Source organism: Sutterella massiliensis (assembly GCF_016899755.1).
Classification (GTDB): Bacteria; Pseudomonadota; Gammaproteobacteria; order Burkholderiales; family Burkholderiaceae_F; genus Sutterella; species Sutterella massiliensis.
In genome coordinates this window covers 64,994-82,845 of sequence record NZ_JACJJC010000010.1, presented here as the reverse complement: position 1 = coordinate 82,845, position 17,852 = coordinate 64,994, and the positions used below count along the sequence as shown (strand labels likewise).

Genomic DNA, 17,852 nt, shown 5'->3' with positions numbered 1-17,852 from the left:
CTTTTTCGAGCCGCCCGCCGAGCTTCTTTTTGCGAGGATCCGCATGCCGATCAAAACCGTCCGCGAAATCGACGATGCGCTGCGGCGCCGCTTTCTCAACCGATTGAGCGAGCGGCTGCGCCTTCGTGCGTTCGGCACGGGAGAAAACGCTGATGGCGCAGAGGCGTTCTCCTTTCGCATGACGCTCGGGCGCGTTTCGCAGCGCGAAGCCGCGGGCTCTCTCGTTGCGCTTCGAGAGGCCGCCCGCAGCTGGCGCGCGGCGCTCGAGGAGCGCCCTGGCTGGTCCCTCGAAGAGAGCGACCTCGCCATCCGGGCGCTGCGCGCAACGATCACGCTGCCCGCTGCCGTCGTCCCCGAAAGCGATGAAGCGCTCATTGCAGCACTCGCACCCGACGGCTGGAGCGTCCCAGAGTGGCGCGAGGCGCTCGAACGTCTTCGCGAAACCGCGCGCCGCTTCCCCGCCGCGTCGACCGCCCCCGATCGGGCAGCGGACTTTGTTTCGGCCATGAAGTCGACGGGCGTCCTTCGAAGCAGCAGACTTTCAAACGAAGATTTCGAGCGGCTCCTATCGCTTCTTGCATGGCTCAGAGCCCACCCGGCAAGCGGTCTGTTCGTGCGGGAGATCCCGCTCGAAGGCATCGACTCGAAGTGGTTCGAACGCCACCGCCGGGCGCTTGCCGCGCTCTGGTGCGCGCTCTTTGATGAGGCCTTTGCGCCGACGGACTTTGCTGCAGCGGTGGGCCTCAGAACGCCGCCCAAGTACGTTCGGATTCGCCATGCGGCGCCCTGGTTCGGCGACGGTTCCCCAACGGGAAGCTATGACCCCGAGCGCGATGCGCTCATGGTGACGATCGAGCAGCTCGCGCGTCGCGCGCCCGCGAGCCGAACGGTTCTGATCGTCGAGAACGAGCAGACGGGCCTGAGCCTCACCGCCCCCAGGGACATACCGATTCTGATCGGCATGGGCTACGGGGTCGCAGCACTCGAAGAGATCCCGTGGCTCTCCGACACGCGCATCCTCTACTTCGGCGACCTCGACACGCACGGCCTCGCGATCCTCGCCGAATGCCGCAAGCGCTTTCCGCAGACGGAAAGCCTTCTCATGGACCAGGCAACGTTCGATCGATTTCGACCGCTCGCTGTGACGGAAGCGCGCCAGGCGGGGCCGCTCCCTGAGGCGCTCAACGAAAGCGAAGCGGCGCTCTACGCCGAGCTGCTTCGAACCCAGGGCCGCCTCGAGCAGGAACGTATTCCGCTCGAGGCAGTGAATGCCGCCATTTCGCTCGCGCTCGAGCGAACGTAAAAGCTTTCGAACAGCGCGTCGAACTCAGCTCGTTTCAAGCCGATAGCTGCGGCTGCCGAAGCCGATCGACTCGAGGAGCTCAAGCTGCAGGAAACCGCGCTCGATCTTTACGTCTTCGGGATAGGCGTCGTAGGCCTCGGGCTTCAAGCCGTACACGAGGTCGAGCGCCGCTTGGTCTGCGGCCGTTAGGTCGAGCGAACCGACGATGCCGAGATTTCCAGTCGAGAGCTTCACGCCCTCAAGCGGTTCGGGCGAAATATCCGTCAAAACGTTGATGTAGAGGAGACGGCCCCGCATCGCCTCGGCAATGCCCTTCCCTGCTTCGGCAAGACGCCGGAAGAAATCCGCATCGCGCGCGACGTCTTCACCGTGCACGGCCGTTTTGCCGTATGAGCCTGCCAGGCCGATCCCGACGTTCTTCAAGGCGCCGGAGTAGCCCGCGAAGCTATCCAGCTTGAAGTTTGCCGTCACCGCGACGAGTCCGTATTCGTCAAGAAGCGCCGTCGGCGTCGAAATGCTTTTGAGCCACCGCGCATCGCGAATCGGGACGTCACGATATTGCTTATCGCGATCGAGCACATCGATTTGTTCGCGCGGCACGCCCGCGTTCGCAATCGCTTCGATATTGCCCGCCGTATTGCCACGTCCGCCCGGGTAGAGCGAAGCATAGTTACACTCAACGTAGAAGCTCCCCGGCACGTGCGCCTGAAGCGCCTGCCAGAGCGCACGGTTCTTCGACACTTCGTCGCCGTGGAGCTTGATGCCGATTCTGCCTTTGACCGTTTCGAGACCGGCATCGCGGCGCAACCTGTCAAAAATCGCAATGAAGTTTGCCGCAGAGGCTTCGCGGGCGTAATAGACAACGGGCGCAGCCGCCGAATCGGCTCGGCCGGCACCGGCGGCACGCACACGACTGGCGAGTGCGGCACCGGCGAGAAGAGCGGCGGATCGAACGGCGAAGTCGCGGCGAGAAAGTTTCGAGGAACCAGACATGACGACCTCAGACAATCAAAAAAGACTTCGAGTAATTTTTTCGGAACAGACTCAAGTCCATCCTCGTTCTTTATAGTTCGAGTCGCCCAAACAATACAAATTATTAATATTTATATATTTTTATTTGTAAACCGCATAAAGAAAACGGGCCGCGACTCAGTTCCCGTCTCGTCGACCAGCAACGCGTCCCATCACGATGCAGTTCGCGAGTCCCGCACCGCCGAGGCGATCTCGCCCGAAGATGCCGCCAGCGAGTTCGCCCGCCGCATAGAGCCCCGGAATGGAGGCGCCGGCTTTGTCAAGAACGCGGGCGTGTTCGTCGGTCGCAATGCCGTCGAGCGTCGTATGAACGTAGATATGCTCCCGTCCGAAGTAGTAAGGCGGCCGATCGATTGTCTGAGTGAAAGTGCGTTTTCCCGTGAGCGGATCGTAGCCGCGCCTGGCGGCCGCATTGTAGTCGGCGAGTGTTTTTGCGAGCGTTTCAACGGGTACGTCCATGGCGAGCGCCATCCCTTCGATCGTGTCGGCTCGGCGCACCGCGCCGTTCAGAAGCTTGAGACCAAGCGTCGCTCCTTTGACGGATTGTCGGTCCGTGATCACCCAAAAGGCTTTATCGGGGAGCCGAAAAATCTTCTCGGCAATCGGTGTCCAGGGAAGCGCTTCGTTCACAAAGCGCCGCCCCTCGGCATCCACATAAATGTCGCCGCCAGCGTAATCGAGAAGACGGCCGCCCCAATAGGGAAGAAGCTGCAGACCGAAACCCGTCAGAAAAACACCGCCCACCCGGCATGCAAGATCGATGCCGTCGCCGTCGGCCCCTTCCCAAACGCTGCCGTCAGGATTCGCCGTCGTCCCGATATCGGCCGAAAGCATGGGCAAAATAGCGCGCCGCCGCTCAACGTTTGCGGTAAAGCCGCCTGTAGCGAGCACGATTTTGCGAGCACGGCAGCGTTGCTCTCCGCGGCGAGTTTGAACGGTCGCAAACCACCGTGCATCGGCGCTTTTGGTTCGAGCAATTGAAACGACGCGGCACCGCATTTCGATTGGAATGCCGAGCGACCGCGCGCGCGTTGCGAGCGCGAGCACATAGCTTCTGCCCGCAGAATTGCCGCGCATCGAAAAAGAACGGGGCTTCAGACCGGAATGCGCCTGAAAGGGCGCACCGAACCGCACGCCCATGTCTTCGAGCCAATCGAGCGCATCGGCCGATTCACGAGCAATGCGCGTCAAAATCGCGCGGTTGCCGAAACCGCCCCCGGCAGCAAGCGCATCGGCAACAAACGCCTCAACCGAATCGACAAAACCGAGCCTTCCTGAGTTTGCCGCAGCCCGCTCGGGCGCAACGGCAGCAATCGATCCGCTTGAGTAAAGACTGTGCCCACCGATAAGCGGTCCTTTCTCAAGAATGCGCACGCGCTCTTCGCCCGACTCCTTCGCCGAGATGGCGGCGCACAGTCCCGCAATGCCGCTTCCGACGACGAGAACATCATCGTCCGTCACTGCCTCGGCGCCACTTCCGACGTTATCGGCAGCCGAACAAAACTGAGGCCAACCGCTCGATGCGCCAAGCCCGAGGCAAAGGATCCGCCGCAGCAAAGACCTGCGCAAAAGCGCGTCCGCCGTCATGCCCAAAGAATTTCTGCTCATCGACCGCTTCCTGCAGAGGCTTTTTTATCAAAGAGGCCGAGACCTTGAAGTCGATGATAGGCTTCAAGTGCATTCTGCACGCCGAGCTTTGCAAAGGCGTTCGAGCGATGCATTTTCACCGTAGCGATCCCGATGCCGAGCGCCTCGGCAATATTCTTGTTCGAAGCTCCTTCGGCAGCTGCAAGCACGACATCCCTTTCTCTGGGCGTGAGCGCCTCGAATTCTGCCAGACGCCCCGCCGCCTCCGCGGCGAGCTTGGCACTTTCGAGCGACTTGGCTACCGCCTTTTCGACCGCGGCTTTGAGTTCCATCGGGTCGCCGCGCTTTTCGATGAAGTCATGCGCACCGTACTTCATCGCGTGAACGGCTGTGGATACGTCACCATGCCCCGTGAGGAAGATAACGGGCAGCGACGCCCCTCGTTTGACGAGCTCGCGCTGCAGCTCAAGCCCGTTCATCTCGGGCATGCGGATATCGAGAATGAGGCACCCCGGCGCAAGTGCATCGTCGGCCGCAAGGAAATCGGCAGCCGAAGCGTAGGCGCGCACCTGCCAGCCGAGCATTTCAAGAAAAAGTTTCTGGCTGCCGCGATAGTCGTCATCATCGTCCACGAGCCGGACGATCGGCCGCATCGGGATTCGTTTATTCATCTGTCCTGATCCTTCGCATTGTCCAAAACCGCATCGAAGAGCACCTTGACTCGAACGCCGCCCGCTTCTCTTGCTTCGAAGCGAAGCGAGGCGCCGTGACTGTCGGCAATGCCGCGGCAGATCGTGAGGCCGAGTCCGAGCCCGCGTGAGGCCTCCGCATTCTGAGAAGCCCCGCTGGAAGACGCCTCCATGCTTTCGACGTCATTTTCCTCTTTCATTTCCTCGCGCATCGCGCGCACGAATCCGGACGCTCTTGAGTTGAGCGCCTTAATCACGTCCTCGCCTAGAGGCGCCCCCGGATTCTCAATGACGACCACGTACCTCGAGCCCTCTGCGTCCTCACGAAGAGCAGCCGAAACACAATCAGGCAGGGACTTGCTCTTCTCCTGCCGCCTTTCGCTTGACTTGTGTGCCTCATTCGCGCCGGTCTGGCTATCGGCGGCCTGAACCGCATTTCGAAGAAGATTGAGAAAGAGAAGCTCGAGTTCAAGCCCGTCGCCGAGCACATTCGCCGGCGAAGCAGCTTTGAGCGACAGATCGACCCGGACCGTCGGACGCTCGGCCTTCAGTGCGCGAACGCTTTTCGACAGCACGTCGCGGAGATCGACAGCTTCATGCGAGCGCTTTGTCGTCTTCGCGTATCGACGCACCCGCGCAACGATTTCCGCGATGCGCACGGCTTCTCGCTCGATGCCCTCAAGCGCAGTTTTTCGAGCACGAGCCCCAGCTTCTGACGTACCACCGGCGTCTGCCGCAGATGCGCTCGTCGGATCGCTCATGCGCAGAATCGCGGCAAACGTGCGAATTGCCCCGATTGGAGCATTGATTTCGTGCGCAATCATGCCGCTCATCTGCTGCACGATCGAGCGTCGTTCAAAAAGCGCGAGTCGTCTGCGAACAGCCTCGGCATTGGCAGCCTCGCGCTCTCTTTCGGCCACTGAGCGCGCAAGTTCGTGCGTTCTTCGGCGAACAAGGCGTTGCAGACGCAGCTCGTTGAGAACAAGAAAGAGGATCGCCGCAGCTGCAAGTAGAAAAGCGCTGCGGTGTCTCTCGAAAATAGCTCCCGGGCTCATGTCGCGCAGATAGGCATAAGGACCAAGCTGCAGCGCTTCAAAAAGCCGCAGAACTTCTGAGAACGAAACATTCGTGAGCCACTCGTACTCGCGAGCATTACGTTCGCTCAGAATCGCAACGGTGACGTCGCGTACGGCGCGTTCGGGCGCATGCGAAAGCGCGAGAAGCGTCACGTCGGGATAGAGCGCCGTCGAATGCCGGCAGGCGAGGCCACCGTTCTTCTCTGCGGCAATGCTCAGACCTTCAACATCGACAAGCATGCGCTTCCCAACGGTCTCAAGAAGGCAAGCGGGCAGAATTGCCACATCGACGCGGCCCGCCAAGAGTGCCGATATCACGTCCGGGTATGCATTGGTTCGAAAGTCTATGCGTTCGAAAAATGTATCCGGGTCATATCCCGCCTCAAGTATTTCGCCGGCAGCTGCAAGCCATCCGTCAGCCGCCATCGGCATCCCTGCCGCCGCCCGTCGGCCTTTGAGTACGTCAAGCGTCTCGAGTCCTTCGCCCGCTCGGACGACAAAAGCAGCACCGACGGAGGCCTCCGCTTTTTGTGCAAGCGTCGTTTTCCGCGTGGCAATACGGCTTGCAGGCATGCTCGGATCGAGTGCGGCGACGAAAGCCGCCGGCGCAAAAAGAAAGTCGGGCTGCACTCGGGCAATGTCCTCACGGGCTTCGGCCGCAGAAACCGTGATGGTCTGCCAGTCGTAGTCGGGCAGCAGAGCTTCAAGCCGAGCAATCGTCGCCTGCAGATAGAAGCTGTCAAATGGATTAACGAGCGTGTCGAGGACAGCCACCTTGAGACGCCGCTTTCGTTCGCTGCCGCCCGCCTTCGCAGCGGCTTCAAGCTGTCGGCTCGCCGACAAATGTCCCGCTGAGAGCGTCGCGCCGCTCGAGGCATCCGGGACAATGTGAACTTCGGCTTCAGAATCGGAGGCCGTCGGCACATGCTGCGGCTCGGGCGCCGACGCCAGTCCCGGAACAAGTGCCGCAGCAAGAATGAGCGAGAAGCAAAGCAGACGGGGCCGCCGCCCCAAAAGCAGCCTCGACAAGCGCACCCGCCACTTTCTGCTCGCCGCCGATGGTCTCCGATTGTCGGACTTCATCTCGTTAGCGTCTCCTTCGGGCGCTCGCCCACCATGCCTGCTCGGTCTCGGTTCCGCACCTCTCAAGCGAAGCTTGAGCGACTCGAAAAAGCGTATTTCCCCAGCTAGAAATATGCCTCAGCACGACCTTGCCGCACTACCGACTTTGGGCGGTAGCGACGCCACGCAGAGGCGTCCAAAATCCACTTCAAGAAGCGCAGAGCGCTTTTCCACTTTTCCGCGACCATAGGAGAACAACATGAATTTCAAGAAACTCGCTGCAGCAGCCGCTCTCTCTTTTTGCCTGAGCGCCGCATTCTCGAGCGTGCAGGCTGCAGAAGGCTATGTTCGTCCGCTCCCCGCAAGCCCCATTACTGCGGGCAAAACCGTTCTCGGCTCGACGCAGCCCGTGATTGCCGTGCCGCTCGTCGGTGAAACACGCGAAGCGATCCTGAAGGAAGCCGAAACGGTGAAGTCGCTCAACCCGGACCTCATCGAAGTACGAGCCGATTTCTGGGACTTCATTGAAGACACCGACAAGTCGATCGCGATGCTCAAGGACATCAAGGCCGTAATGCCCGACGTGCCCATTCTTCTCACGGTCCGCATCAAGGCCGAACGCGGCCATCAGGACGTTGATACGGCCAAGAAGTTCGCCTTTTACGAACGCGCCGTCGCAGAGAAGCTGCCGGCTTTCATTGACGTCGAACTCGCCTACGGGCCCGAAGTCATCCAAAACTTCAAAAAGAAGCTCGCCGGTACCGACATCAAGCTTGTCGTGGCCTATCACGACCTGAAAGCCACGCCTTCGAGTGAAGAAATCAAAGCCATCATGGAACGCGAAATTGCTGCGGGCGGCGACGTTGCCAAGATCGTCGTCAAGCCCAACAAGGAAGAAGACGTTCTGACGTTCCTGAACGGCACACTCTCCTTCCGTCGCGCCAATCCGAACTACCCGATCATCGCCTCGGGCAGCGGTGACGTCGGCCGCATCACGCGATTGATCGGCGGGCTCTTCGGCATTGATCTGACGTTTGCTTCGGGCGTGAAAGGGTCCAACCCGACGCAGATGCCCGTTGCCGTCGTACGCGATGCCAACAATCTGATCTATCCGATCTCGAAGTAACGCAGCTCGGCGCTGTCCAACGCTCAAAGCCGCGCCGACACGGTTAATGCACCGGGCGGACGCGGCTTTTGCTACTGCACGCACTAAATACCCTCGGCAACTGACGGCTACGTCGGGGCCTTCTGCCTTGACGGTCACCGGATCGACTCGTCGATATCCCGGTCCGCCTCAGAGAGGCTGCAGCAGGAATCGCCTCAACGAATTGGTTTGAGCACGGGCGGCTTTGTTACGCCGCACGCTTTTGCGAGTTGCTGCCAATCACCGAGACTGTCGTCGACACGTGCGAGCGCCTCTTCGGTTTTTCGGGGTGCGATGCCAAAAGCTGCAGCGAGCTTCAAGAAAGCTTTTCTTGGCGGACGCTTCCCGTCGCCCATTAGCGCAGTCATGTGTTCAAAGCCGCCAGTCGCCGGCACGAGGTCGTATGCGGGCGCGAGGCGCCACTCGCCCGCACCGTTCATAACAAAACTAAAGTTCTTTGCGTGATCGTCACGGTTGTCGATGACGAAGTTGAAATAAGCTCTACGCAACATTTCCAGGAGGTCGCGTGCGCCCGTGAGCCGCTGCGTCAGTGCCATGAGCGTTCGGTAGTCAAGACACGGCTCCCGAAAGTTGCAGTGAAGAAGGCCTGCAGCGGTTGCCATGTGAAGCTTGCCGGATTCTGTCCGGTCGAAGCGCTTTATCCCATACCAGCCTGGTCCTTTCTCAGAGAAGAAGAGATGCGTTTCGGGCATATCGATGCCGGCTCGTTTGGCAAGCAAAGATACAGCGTACTCCAGCGCGCCGCTTTCGATTGAATCGGCGCTGCTTCGGAATTTAATAATCCATGGCTCGCCGACGTCACCTTGACAGGAGTGCGTGCTTCCGGGCTGAAGTACGCGTTTGTCGGGCGAAACCAGGCAAACAATCTTTGGTCGAGCGCCGCCGGATGAACCATTGAGTGAAGCCAATTCATCCAATGCCTGTCCCGCCTCCCGATCGTTAAGTATTTCTTCGGCATGATTTGCCAGTGTGTCAAGTCGAATATCGTCCGGATGAAAGTCCATTCGAAACTTTTCCTCAGGTTCGTATTCGAGTGCACCCATTCCTTGTCGTCCCACCCAACATAATCGGCAAAGCGGATCGACTGCATCGAGTCTTTCACCGATTCGTGTAAGTTGCCTATGTAGAAGCAAATTGCCCCAACCGTCCGGCAGACTGTCCGCAGCAAAACCCGGAAGACCGTCAAAGATCATTGATTGAGACCTCCAGATACTTTTCTGGAGCGGTATCGAAAGCGGTGAGATTTCGAGCTTCGTTTTTATAAATTCATCCGAATATTGAAACGCAATACCCAATCGATTAGACGCCAGCATGCCGACGAAGCGTCTAGACTCATCAATATTCAGAAAGATTTGAACTTTCACTTCCGTGCTCGCTGACGTTGCTTGGGTTCTGGGCGAAAGAGGTCCGTTTCGATGTTTTGGGCAAACACTGCATCGAAATCCTGTGCGCGGTTGAGAGCAATTGCAATGAGCATAAGATTCTTCAGCGAGATCTCTCCATCGCGTTCAAATCGCCTCAGCGAGGCCAGCGTAACGCCGGAGCGCTCGGCTAGATCCGCCTGACGCAGGTTTCTAGCAATGCGCAGTGCTCTCGCCCGCTCTGCGAGTTCAAGTCGCAACTCCAAAGGAGACCTCAGATTGGCAATCGTAGACGAGCTTCGAGAGAACAATTTAAAAGCTCCTATTTTAGGAATTATCGCTAAATAATAAATTTAATTGTTCGTATTTTAGCATTTATAAAAATCGCACTCACAGATATCTCTACTTGATGTAATCATTGAACAATTGCTGACCGGATCCATCCGTCAAGCGCAATGACCTCTATCCTCTTGGTGTCGCAGCGCAAAAAAACCGACCGCTGTTTCGAGCAAGAGGATATCAGCCGCATCACGCGACTGATCGGCGAGCTCTTCGCATTGATCTGACGTATGCTTCGGGCGTGAAAGGATCCAACCCAACGCAGATGCCCGTTGCCGTCATACGCGATGCCAACGATCTGATCTACCCGATCTCGAAGTAACGCAGCTCGCTGCTGTCCAACGATCAAAGCCGCGCCGCCACGATTAATTCACCGGGCGGACGCGGCTTTTTCTACGGCGCGCACTGAAAGTGCGCAAACAATGACGACTACGCCTCGGCCTTCTGCATTGACGGCCAGTGAATCGATTCGTCGGTATCCTCGTCCGCCTCATCGATCGTTACGGCTTTAACCGAAGAAGCCGTCTTCGATTCTTCGTTTTCCGAAGACGTTGCTGCGCAGAGATTTTCTGCCTTCACAGCCCCGGATTCGTCCGTACTGCCGGACTCCGAGCGATCGGCATTTTCTTCATTTCGAATCATCACGGAACCCGCCTGGCGACGGAAGGAATGCCACCCGGCAAATCGAATCTGCGGATAGCTCGCGATAAACTGCAGGAGCTTTTCGGTCGCACGCTGGAAGTCCCAAAGGTAGCAGTTGAGGTAGAAACGGTAGAGGCCAAGCGCGGCGCCCGAGACCTGGACGTAGCGCGACTCCTTCTCGAAAGTCTCTTCGAGCGCTTTGAGAAATGCTTCACCGGCTTCCATACGCTTTTCGGGTTCAAGTTCGTCAAAGCCTTCGAAGTAATAAAAGCCCGCAGCAACCCCCTGGCGCTCGAGCGCGTTGACGTCTTCGTTGTCGGATTTGCGGTAATTGTTGAGAAGCGAAGGCGCAAGGATCCACCCTTTGGAAACGTCCCAATAGAGATCCGCCTCTCGATCGGTTTCGGGTTTGAGCCAGTACTCCACTCGTCTGTTCGCAAGCGATGCCATTGTGAAATCGCGCGCTTGCGGGTACTCTTCAAAAAAGCGCTCTGCAAACGTTTCGAGCGACATCAGCTCCTCGTCGGGACGTCGGCGCGCGATGGTGAGCCCGCTCATCCAACGCTGCAGAGCCGCTTCGCCAATGAGGAATTCGATCGCCGCGGCGAGCTTCATGAAGACGTCGTCGACATCATCCTGGTCGAGACCGGCGAAAATGGGTGCGTAGAAAACAGGACGCAGAAGCCCGGTGTCCTCGTCCTTGGTTACGGCAACCTCGAGATCGCTGTAGTTGAAGGGACAGTCGTTGAAAATCGCCTTGATTTTTTCGGGCGAATCGGTCGCGGGCGTGCCGGCGCAGACCTGCCAGTCTTCAGCCAAAATCGGCGGCATTTTCTCGATGAAGTATAGGAGCGGCGGCATCATCGCTCGATTGGCGGCTACGGAGACAATGAGCTTGTAGCGGCCGTCCGCCTCAGGCTCGGAAACATTGATGATCCAGTCGAGCCCCACCTGGCGGAAGCACGTCCGGACGCTGAATGCCGCGCGCTCGAGTTCACCGGCGAGAATATCGGCCTTGATCTGCGACTGGTGCACACTGAACTCAAACCAAGCGACATCGACACGTCGTTCAAAGGGGTGGAGAAAACTCGGCATCGTCACGGCGCGCCGACAAGCGGCAATCATCGCCATCGTATCTTCGTCGCCCGGGTTAAGTTCGAGCGCACGTTCGAAGAAATCCAGCGCCTCGCCCGCTCGGTCGAGATAGTAGAGCGCATAAGCCACTCGGAAGTACCAAAGATGGCTTTCGCGCCCGGACTCTTCAATCGCACGCAGGATTTCGAGCGCGCGCAGGAAGTATTCGTCTTCACCTTCCGAGCCCATGTTGTTGTAGGCTCGAGCGAGTTCACCCAAAAGGCGGTCGGTGCGCTTTTGGGCGGGCAGCGATTCAATTGCACGAATGATGCGCCCGTAGTCTTCTTCCTTATTCCACTTGGCGACCAGCTCGAGAAGCGCCTCTTCGTCTTCGGGCACGAACTCGGTCGCCTCGTCCAGCGAAAGCGATTTCCCCTGCGAAAAACCCGAAAGATCCGGCGAAAGGAAGGCCGGAAGCATGAGCGAGGTGCGCTCGGCGACACTACCGCCAGCAGCCTCTTCGTTAAGCTCGCGCACGACCGGAGCGAGCGCGAGACCGTGGCCGGCCTCGCCCGAGTCGCCCGAGTCCGAGGTATCGGCAAAGAGCGAGCGCATATCGAAGTACCGCATTCCGGGCACTTTGACGTCCGGAATCACCTCTGCCGAATGCTTCTCTTGGGACTCCTCACGATCGCGCGCTTCCTGCTCTTGGCGGGCGCGCTTCGAGAGAACGCCGAGCACGCGGTCCTGGCGAACAAGTACTTCTTCGACCTCTTCGGGCGTCACTTCCAGAATCGGGAAGAGTTCCTTCACGAGAGGTACGACAAGCCGCAGCCAGGCAGGCCGAAGGTGCGAAAGACCGGCTTCATTCATAAGAAAGCGCCAGCGCAACTTCGTGCCGGTAACGCCGGAAACGCCTTCACAACAGAGTCGTTCGGGGGGATCGGCGGGCCGGTAGTCTTCGAATTGGAAAATCTCCTTTACCGCCGCGAGTCCCGCTTCGTCGACCAAAATGCAATCGATGCTGCGGCGCTTTTCAAGCGCTTCCTCGATTTCTCCGTTGTTGTTGTGCAGCGCCTCATCGGCCTCGGGATCAATGTGGTGGTACTCCATGCAAAGGAGATCCGCCCCGGCATCAATCTCATGCTTGAGCGTGAGAAACTCGGCATCCCCGGGCACGAGTGCAAGTCCTCGCTCGACCGCCTCGAGCGCAGCCTCGCGCTCGCCCGCATGTGCACGGAGTTTGCCAGCCATGAGCCAACCCCAGGGGTATTCAGGCTCGACGGAAACGGCCGCTTCGGCGTAGCTTCGTGCGAGATCGACCTTCCCGCAGTAAAGCGCCGCACAAGCCATGCGGTAGTGCCAGACGCCGCTTGTTTTGGCTGCAGCCTCTGCCCCTTTGAGCACGGTAAAGGCGCGCGCGTAGGCCGCGTAATCGTTCATATTGAGGAGTGCGTGCCCGAGAAGCAGCGCCGACGGCAGGTCGGCTCGGGCTTCCTCGACCGTAAAGCGCCCTTTTGCGACGCCCATGGCAATCTTGTCTTCTACGTACTGAGCGATCCGCCAGGAGTAGATGGTGGCACCGTCGTCGAGCGCCTCAAGAAATTCAAAATCCGTTTTCGTCAGAACGATCGATTCTTCCATTCAAGCATCCTTTCGCAAAAACGCAGTTTTGTTTTTTTCCTTAGGCTCGAACTACACAGCCGCTCTACCGAAGAAGAAGGCTTTGAGCCGCTTCTGTCGCAGAAGGCCGCATATCCTCGCCATCTTTGCGTTTTCGTGCGTTCTTTCTGTCTATAGAACATATTTTCCAACAGTTCGCACTGATCGGCGTGACAAAGCGGCGCCTTGTCTTGCTCGAATCAACCGAAAGAATGACCGCAAAATGCGGTTTGACAAAAGTCACCCGGTGATGCCAAAAAACGCGAGCACCAAAGGCACCGTGAGCGCCGAAAGGAGCGTCGAGAGGAGAATCGAGCTGCTAGCCGCCCCCTCTTCTGCCTTGAAGTCGGCACTCATGATGTAAACATTAATCGCAACAGGCAGCGTCGACATGAGCGTGGCAACCTGCGTTTCAAGCGTCGGCAGCCCGAGCGCCAAGCAGAGAAGAAAGACGAGCGCGGGCTGAAAAACGAGTTTGGTGACCGTGACGCAGAGGTTTTTCCCGATGGCGCCGAAAAAACTGTAGCGAGCGAGCCCCATGCCGACCACAACGAGACAGATCGGCGTCGTCGCGCTCGAAACAAGCTTCAGGGTGTCGCGCGCAAACGTCGGAAGCTCGAGCCCGGTAAGTCCGAACGCTGTCCCCGCGAGGATGCCGGCCACTACGGGATTTTTAATCACGCGCACAAACGCCGGCACCGCTGCTGCGAACTTTTCGTCGGCCGTTCGCCCCCTCATCGCATCGGGTTTGACGCCGCCGAACTCGACCGAGGCAATGGCGACCGTCCAAAGAATGAGTACGTTGAAGATGATGATGAGGGAAGCGGTCGGCATCGACTCCGGACCGAGCCCGAGCTGCAGAATCGGAATGCCGAGCTGAACATTGTTGCCGAAGACGCCGCCCATGGCGAGAATCGTGCAGCCGGCCGCGTTCACCTTAAAGAGTTTCGGATAAACGATTTTCCCGACCGTAAAAAGCACCATGCAGGAGCCGAAAAAGGCCAAAAGCACGCGCCAGTCGACGGGCGGCATCTTCGAGAGATCCGAGAGCATGTCAAAAAGAAGCACCGGAATCAAGAACCGGAACGTGAAGCCCGTAAGCGCCGTGCCGACCTCATCGGTGAAGAACCTCGCCTTTCTGAGCCCCCAGCCGACAAAGACGAGCAGGAAAAGCGGCGCGCAGAGATCGAGCTGGTGCAGGAAGAGATTCATGGCAGGAAAAGAATGGCGGGTCGGGACTGGTTTCGTCGGAAATTATCCGACGCGAAAGAGGGGTTCTATTCGTTCGAATCCGAACCGTTTAAAGAACAATTGACCCCGGAAAAAGCGAATCGGGCAAGTACCGTAGCACCTGTAATCTCAAAGTCCTTCAGTGGCTGTAGCTTCAGCCGTTGTTGAAATTAGAACTCCTCGGCGGTTGTTGCCTGTGTGAAAGCACAAAAAACTGAATCCGAATACGACGCGAGCCGCTCCGAAGAGCGGCTCGCTTCCAGATCTCAGAAGCGCCTCAGCGCTTCGTAGAGACCCGTACCTCAGTCAACGATACCCGCGTGCAGATGCTGCAGATCGCGCACGGCGGCACCCGCTTCACCGCGTCGAATACCCTCGGCAGCAGCCAGACCGCCCGCCATCGTCGTGTAGTAAGTCGTCTGCTCGAGGAGGCACGCCTGACGGATCGCGCGCGCGTCGTCCAGCTCCCCTTCGTGCTCGGCCACCGACATGATGACGAGATTGATTTCCTTGTTGCGAATGAGGTCGAGGATGTTCGGACGCCCTTCGCGAACACGGTGCACAACCTTGCAGGGCACGCCCGCATTGAGGATCACCTGCGCGGTACCGGGCGTCGCCATGAGGGAGAACCCGGCGCGATGAAGTTCGTGCGCGGCGATGATCGCCTTGGGCTTGTCGGAGCCGCGAACCGAAATGAAGCAGATGCCCGGACGCGGCAGCCCCGAAGAGGCGGCGAGCTGGCTCTTTCGGAGCGCTTCGCCAAAGTCGCGTCCAATACCCATCACTTCGCCCGTCGAGCGCATTTCCGGCCCGAGCACCGGGTCGACGCCCAAGAACTTCGCGAACGGGAACACCGCTTCCTTCACGGAGAAGTACTTGGGCGCCGTTTCGATCGCTTCCTGCGTATAGCCCTGAGCGGCAAGACTGCGCCCAGTCATCGCACGAACGGCGATCTTCGCGAGCGGTCGGCCCGTCGCCTTCGACACAAAGGGCACGGTACGCGAAGCGCGCGGATTGACTTCGAGCACGTAGATGTCGGGGTTCTCGGCGTGCGCATTCTTCACGGCAAACTGCACGTTCATGAGGCCCACGACGTTGAGCGCGCGCGCCATTTCACGCGTCTGGCGGCGGATTTCTTCGATGAGCGACGGCGCGAGGCTGTAGGGCGGGAGCGAACATGCCGAGTCGCCCGAATGCACGCCCGCCTGCTCGATATGCTCCATCACGCCGCCCACGGCAACGACTTCGCCGTCGGAAACGGCATCAACGTCAAGTTCCACTGCGTCGTCAAGGAACCGATCGAGCAGAATCGGTTCGTCCGGACTCACCTTTACGGCTTCGCGCATGTACTTCGCAAGACGCTCGGGCGTGTGGACGATTTCCATGGCACGACCGCCCAAAACGTAGCTCGGGCGAACAACAAGCGGGTAGCCGATCTCTTCTGCGCGCTCGAGCGCTTCGCCTTCGGAGAAAGCGATGCGGTTGGGCGGCTGGCGAAGCCCGAGCTTGTCGAGCAGCGCCTTGAAGCGTTCACGGTCTTCGGCGCAGTCGATCGCGTCGGGGCTCGTGCCGATGATGGGCACGCCTGCGGCTTCGAGCGCGCGGCAGATCTTGAGCGGCGTCTGACCGCCGTACTGCACGATTACGCCGTCGGGCTTTTCGATGTCGCAGATTGCGAGAACGTCTTCAAGCGTAACGGGCTCGAAGTAGAGGCGGTCGGACGTGTCGTAGTCGGTCGAGACGGTCTCGGGGTTGCAGTTGACCATGATCGACTCCCAGCCGTCTTCGCGCAGGGCCATCGCAGCGTGCACGCAGCAGTAGTCGAACTCAATCCCCTGCCCGATGCGGTTCGGGCCGCCGCCGAGCACAACAATCTTCTTCTTGTCGCTCGGCATGGCTTCGTCGGCCATGCTGCGCTCGTAAGTCGAGTACAGGTACGCCGTCCCCGTTTCGAATTCGGCCGCGCACGTATCGACGCGCTTATAAACGGGCCGAACACCCATCGCGAGGCGTTTCGCGCGCACTTCGGCCTCCGCTGCCCCAGTGAGCGCGGCGATGCGCTTATCCGAGAACCCTTCGCTCTTCAATGCAAAGAAGTCTTCGCGGTCGAGCTCGTCGAGAGCATGACCGTCGATCATGGCTTCCGTCTCGACGAGACCGCGGATCTTTTCGAGGAACCAGGGGTCGATCTTCGAGAGCTGGTGAATTTCTTCGTTCGACATGCCGATGCGCATGGCGTCGGCCACGTAGAAGATGCGCTCGGGCCCGGGTTCTGCCACTTCGCGAACGATCACAGCACGATCCGTCGTAATCGGAGTAAGGCCGTCCTTACCCGTTTCGAGGCCGCGCAGCGCTTTTTGAAGCGACTCCTCGAACGTGCGGCCGATCGCCATCACTTCGCCCACGGACTTCATCTGGGTCGTCAGACGGTCGTCGGCAGCCGGGAACTTTTCGAACGCAAAGCGCGGCACCTTCGTGACGACGTAGTCGATCGCGGGTTCAAACGAAGCAGGGGTCTTCCCGCCCGTCATTTCGTTGCGCAGTTCGTCAAGCGTGTAGCCAACAGCGAGCTTTGCCGCAATCTTCGCGATCGGGAAACCCGTCGCCTTCGAAGCGAGCGCGGAAGAGCGCGAGACACGCGGATTCATTTCAATCACGATCATGCGGCCCGTTTTCGGGTTGACGGCAAACTGCACGTTCGAGCCGCCCGTGTCGACGCCGATCGCACGCAGCACCGCCATCGACGCGTCGCGCATCGCCTGGTATTCCTTGTCGGTCAGGGTCTGCGCAGGCGCAACCGTGATCGAGTCGCCCGTGTGCACGCCCATCGGATCGAGGTTTTCGATCGAGCAGACGATGATGGCGTTGTCGGCCTTGTCGCGCACGACTTCCATCTCGTACTCCTTCCAGCCCAGGAGCGACTCTTCGATCAGCACTTCGGTTGTAGGCGAAAGTTCGAGGCCGCGGTTGACGATCGAAACGAACTCTTCCATGTTGTAGGCGATGCCGCCGCCCGATCCCCCGAGCGTAAAGCTCGGACGGATCACAGCGGGAAAGCCCACCGTCTTCTGAACGGCAAGCGCTTCTTCGAGCGAGTGAACGGCACCCGAGCGTGCGCTTTCAAGCCCGATTTCCGTCATGAGCGCCTTGAAGCGTTCGCGGTCTTCGGCTTTGTCGATCGCTTCGGGCGAGGCGCCGATGAGTTCGACGTCGTACTTCTTCAAAACCCCTTCGCGCCAAAGCGCCATCGCGCAGTTGAGCGCCGTCTGTCCGCCCATCGTCGGGAGAATCGCATCGGGGCGTTCCTTCTCGATGATGCGTGCAACGGTTTCCCAGGTGATCGGTTCGATGTAGGTAGCGTCGGCCGTCTCCGGGTCGGTCATGATCGTCGCCGGATTCGAATTGACGAGGATCGTGCGATAGCCCTCTTCACGCAGCACGCGGCAGGCCTGAACGCCCGAATAGTCGAATTCGCACGCCTGGCCGATCACGATGGGACCGGCGCCAATGATGAGGATGGATTGAATGTCTGTACGCTTGGGCATGATGAGTCCGTTTTTTGCGCCTGCCGCGCCCGCCGCTTCCTTTTTCCTTTGAGCAGTGCTGGCACCGCAGCGCGTTATTCTTTTC

11 protein-coding genes are annotated in these 17,852 nt (G+C 59.2%); 2 read left to right on the top strand and 9 right to left on the bottom strand.

The window, feature by feature from the left end; genetic code table 11:
- Positions 1–43 precede the first annotated feature (43 nt).
- Positions 44–1,303: a Wadjet anti-phage system protein JetD domain-containing protein gene (locus H6A60_RS07540; RefSeq protein WP_205103004.1), complete on the top strand. Its 1,260-nt coding sequence runs from the start codon at positions 44–46 to the stop codon at positions 1,301–1,303.
- A gap of 24 nt (positions 1,304–1,327) precedes the next feature.
- Here H6A60_RS07540 and H6A60_RS07535 read toward each other — a convergent pair whose 3' ends face one another.
- The 4 genes from H6A60_RS07535 to H6A60_RS07520 form a co-directional block, all read right to left on the bottom strand.
- Positions 1,328–2,296, bottom strand: a complete 969-nt coding sequence (locus tag H6A60_RS07535) for a DUF362 domain-containing protein (RefSeq protein WP_205103001.1) — start codon at positions 2,294–2,296, stop codon at positions 1,328–1,330.
- A gap of 156 nt (positions 2,297–2,452) precedes the next feature.
- Positions 2,453–3,796, bottom strand: a complete 1,344-nt coding sequence (locus H6A60_RS07530) for an FAD-dependent oxidoreductase (RefSeq protein ID WP_338054850.1) — start codon at positions 3,794–3,796, stop codon at positions 2,453–2,455.
- Positions 3,797–3,939: 143 nt separating this feature from the next.
- Positions 3,940–4,593, bottom strand: coding sequence for a response regulator transcription factor (locus H6A60_RS07525; RefSeq protein ID WP_205102999.1), 654 nt, complete (start codon positions 4,591–4,593; stop codon positions 3,940–3,942).
- The gene (locus H6A60_RS07520; protein ID WP_205102996.1) at positions 4,590–6,770 is read right to left on the bottom strand and encodes a sensor histidine kinase; all 2,181 of its coding nucleotides are present in this window, start codon (positions 6,768–6,770) and stop codon (positions 4,590–4,592) included. Before H6A60_RS07520 ends, H6A60_RS07525 begins: the two co-directional genes overlap by 4 nt.
- Before the next feature lie 238 nt (positions 6,771–7,008).
- Between H6A60_RS07520 and aroD the strand changes: the two genes are divergently transcribed.
- On the top strand, positions 7,009–7,875 hold the full coding sequence (gene aroD, locus H6A60_RS07515) for a type I 3-dehydroquinate dehydratase (protein WP_205102993.1): 867 nt from the start codon (positions 7,009–7,011) through the stop codon (positions 7,873–7,875).
- 194 nt (positions 7,876–8,069) lie between these two features.
- On the opposite strand, the gene H6A60_RS07510 is transcribed toward aroD, so the two are convergent.
- The 5 genes from H6A60_RS07510 to carB all read right to left on the bottom strand — a co-directional run bounded on the left by H6A60_RS07510 (position 8,070) and on the right by carB (position 17,767).
- Positions 8,070–9,278: a HipA domain-containing protein gene (locus tag H6A60_RS07510; protein ID WP_205102990.1), complete on the bottom strand. Its 1,209-nt coding sequence runs from the start codon at positions 9,276–9,278 to the stop codon at positions 8,070–8,072.
- A complete protein-coding gene (locus H6A60_RS07505) occupies positions 9,275–9,541 on the bottom strand; it encodes a helix-turn-helix domain-containing protein (RefSeq protein ID WP_205102988.1) in 267 nt (88 codons plus the stop codon). The genes H6A60_RS07510 and H6A60_RS07505 overlap by 4 nt, the downstream gene beginning before the upstream one ends.
- A 502-nt stretch (positions 9,542–10,043) precedes the next feature.
- On the bottom strand, positions 10,044–12,974 hold the full coding sequence (locus H6A60_RS07500; RefSeq protein WP_205102985.1) for a tetratricopeptide repeat protein: 2,931 nt from the start codon (positions 12,972–12,974) through the stop codon (positions 10,044–10,046).
- 258 nt (positions 12,975–13,232) lie between these two features.
- A complete protein-coding gene (locus H6A60_RS07495; RefSeq protein WP_205102983.1) occupies positions 13,233–14,204 on the bottom strand; it encodes an AEC family transporter in 972 nt (323 codons plus the stop codon).
- Positions 14,205–14,524: 320 nt separating this feature from the next.
- Entirely contained in the window at positions 14,525–17,767 is a 3,243-nt protein-coding gene (gene carB, locus H6A60_RS07490) for a carbamoyl-phosphate synthase large subunit (RefSeq protein ID WP_205102981.1), read from the bottom strand.
- Between the last annotated feature and the right edge of the window lie 85 nt (positions 17,768–17,852).

What these genes read in the sequence shown, in the direction of transcription:
- H6A60_RS07540 (WP_205103004.1), top strand. Translation starts at nt 44, where the DNA reads ATGCCGATCAAAACCGTCCGCGAAATCGACGATGCGCTGCGGCGCCGC.
- H6A60_RS07535 (WP_205103001.1), bottom strand. Translation starts at nt 2,296, where the DNA reads ATGTCTGGTTCCTCGAAACTTTCTCGCCGCGACTTCGCCGTTCGATCC.
- H6A60_RS07525 (WP_205102999.1), bottom strand. Translation starts at nt 4,593, where the DNA reads ATGAATAAACGAATCCCGATGCGGCCGATCGTCCGGCTCGTGGACGAT.
- H6A60_RS07520 (WP_205102996.1), bottom strand. Translation starts at nt 6,770, where the DNA reads ATGAAGTCCGACAATCGGAGACCATCGGCGGCGAGCAGAAAGTGGCGG.
- aroD (WP_205102993.1), top strand. Translation starts at nt 7,009, where the DNA reads ATGAATTTCAAGAAACTCGCTGCAGCAGCCGCTCTCTCTTTTTGCCTG.
- H6A60_RS07500 (WP_205102985.1), bottom strand. Translation starts at nt 12,974, where the DNA reads ATGGAAGAATCGATCGTTCTGACGAAAACGGATTTTGAATTTCTTGAG.
- H6A60_RS07495 (WP_205102983.1), bottom strand. Translation starts at nt 14,204, where the DNA reads ATGAATCTCTTCCTGCACCAGCTCGATCTCTGCGCGCCGCTTTTCCTG.
- carB (WP_205102981.1), bottom strand. Translation starts at nt 17,767, where the DNA reads ATGCCCAAGCGTACAGACATTCAATCCATCCTCATCATTGGCGCCGGT.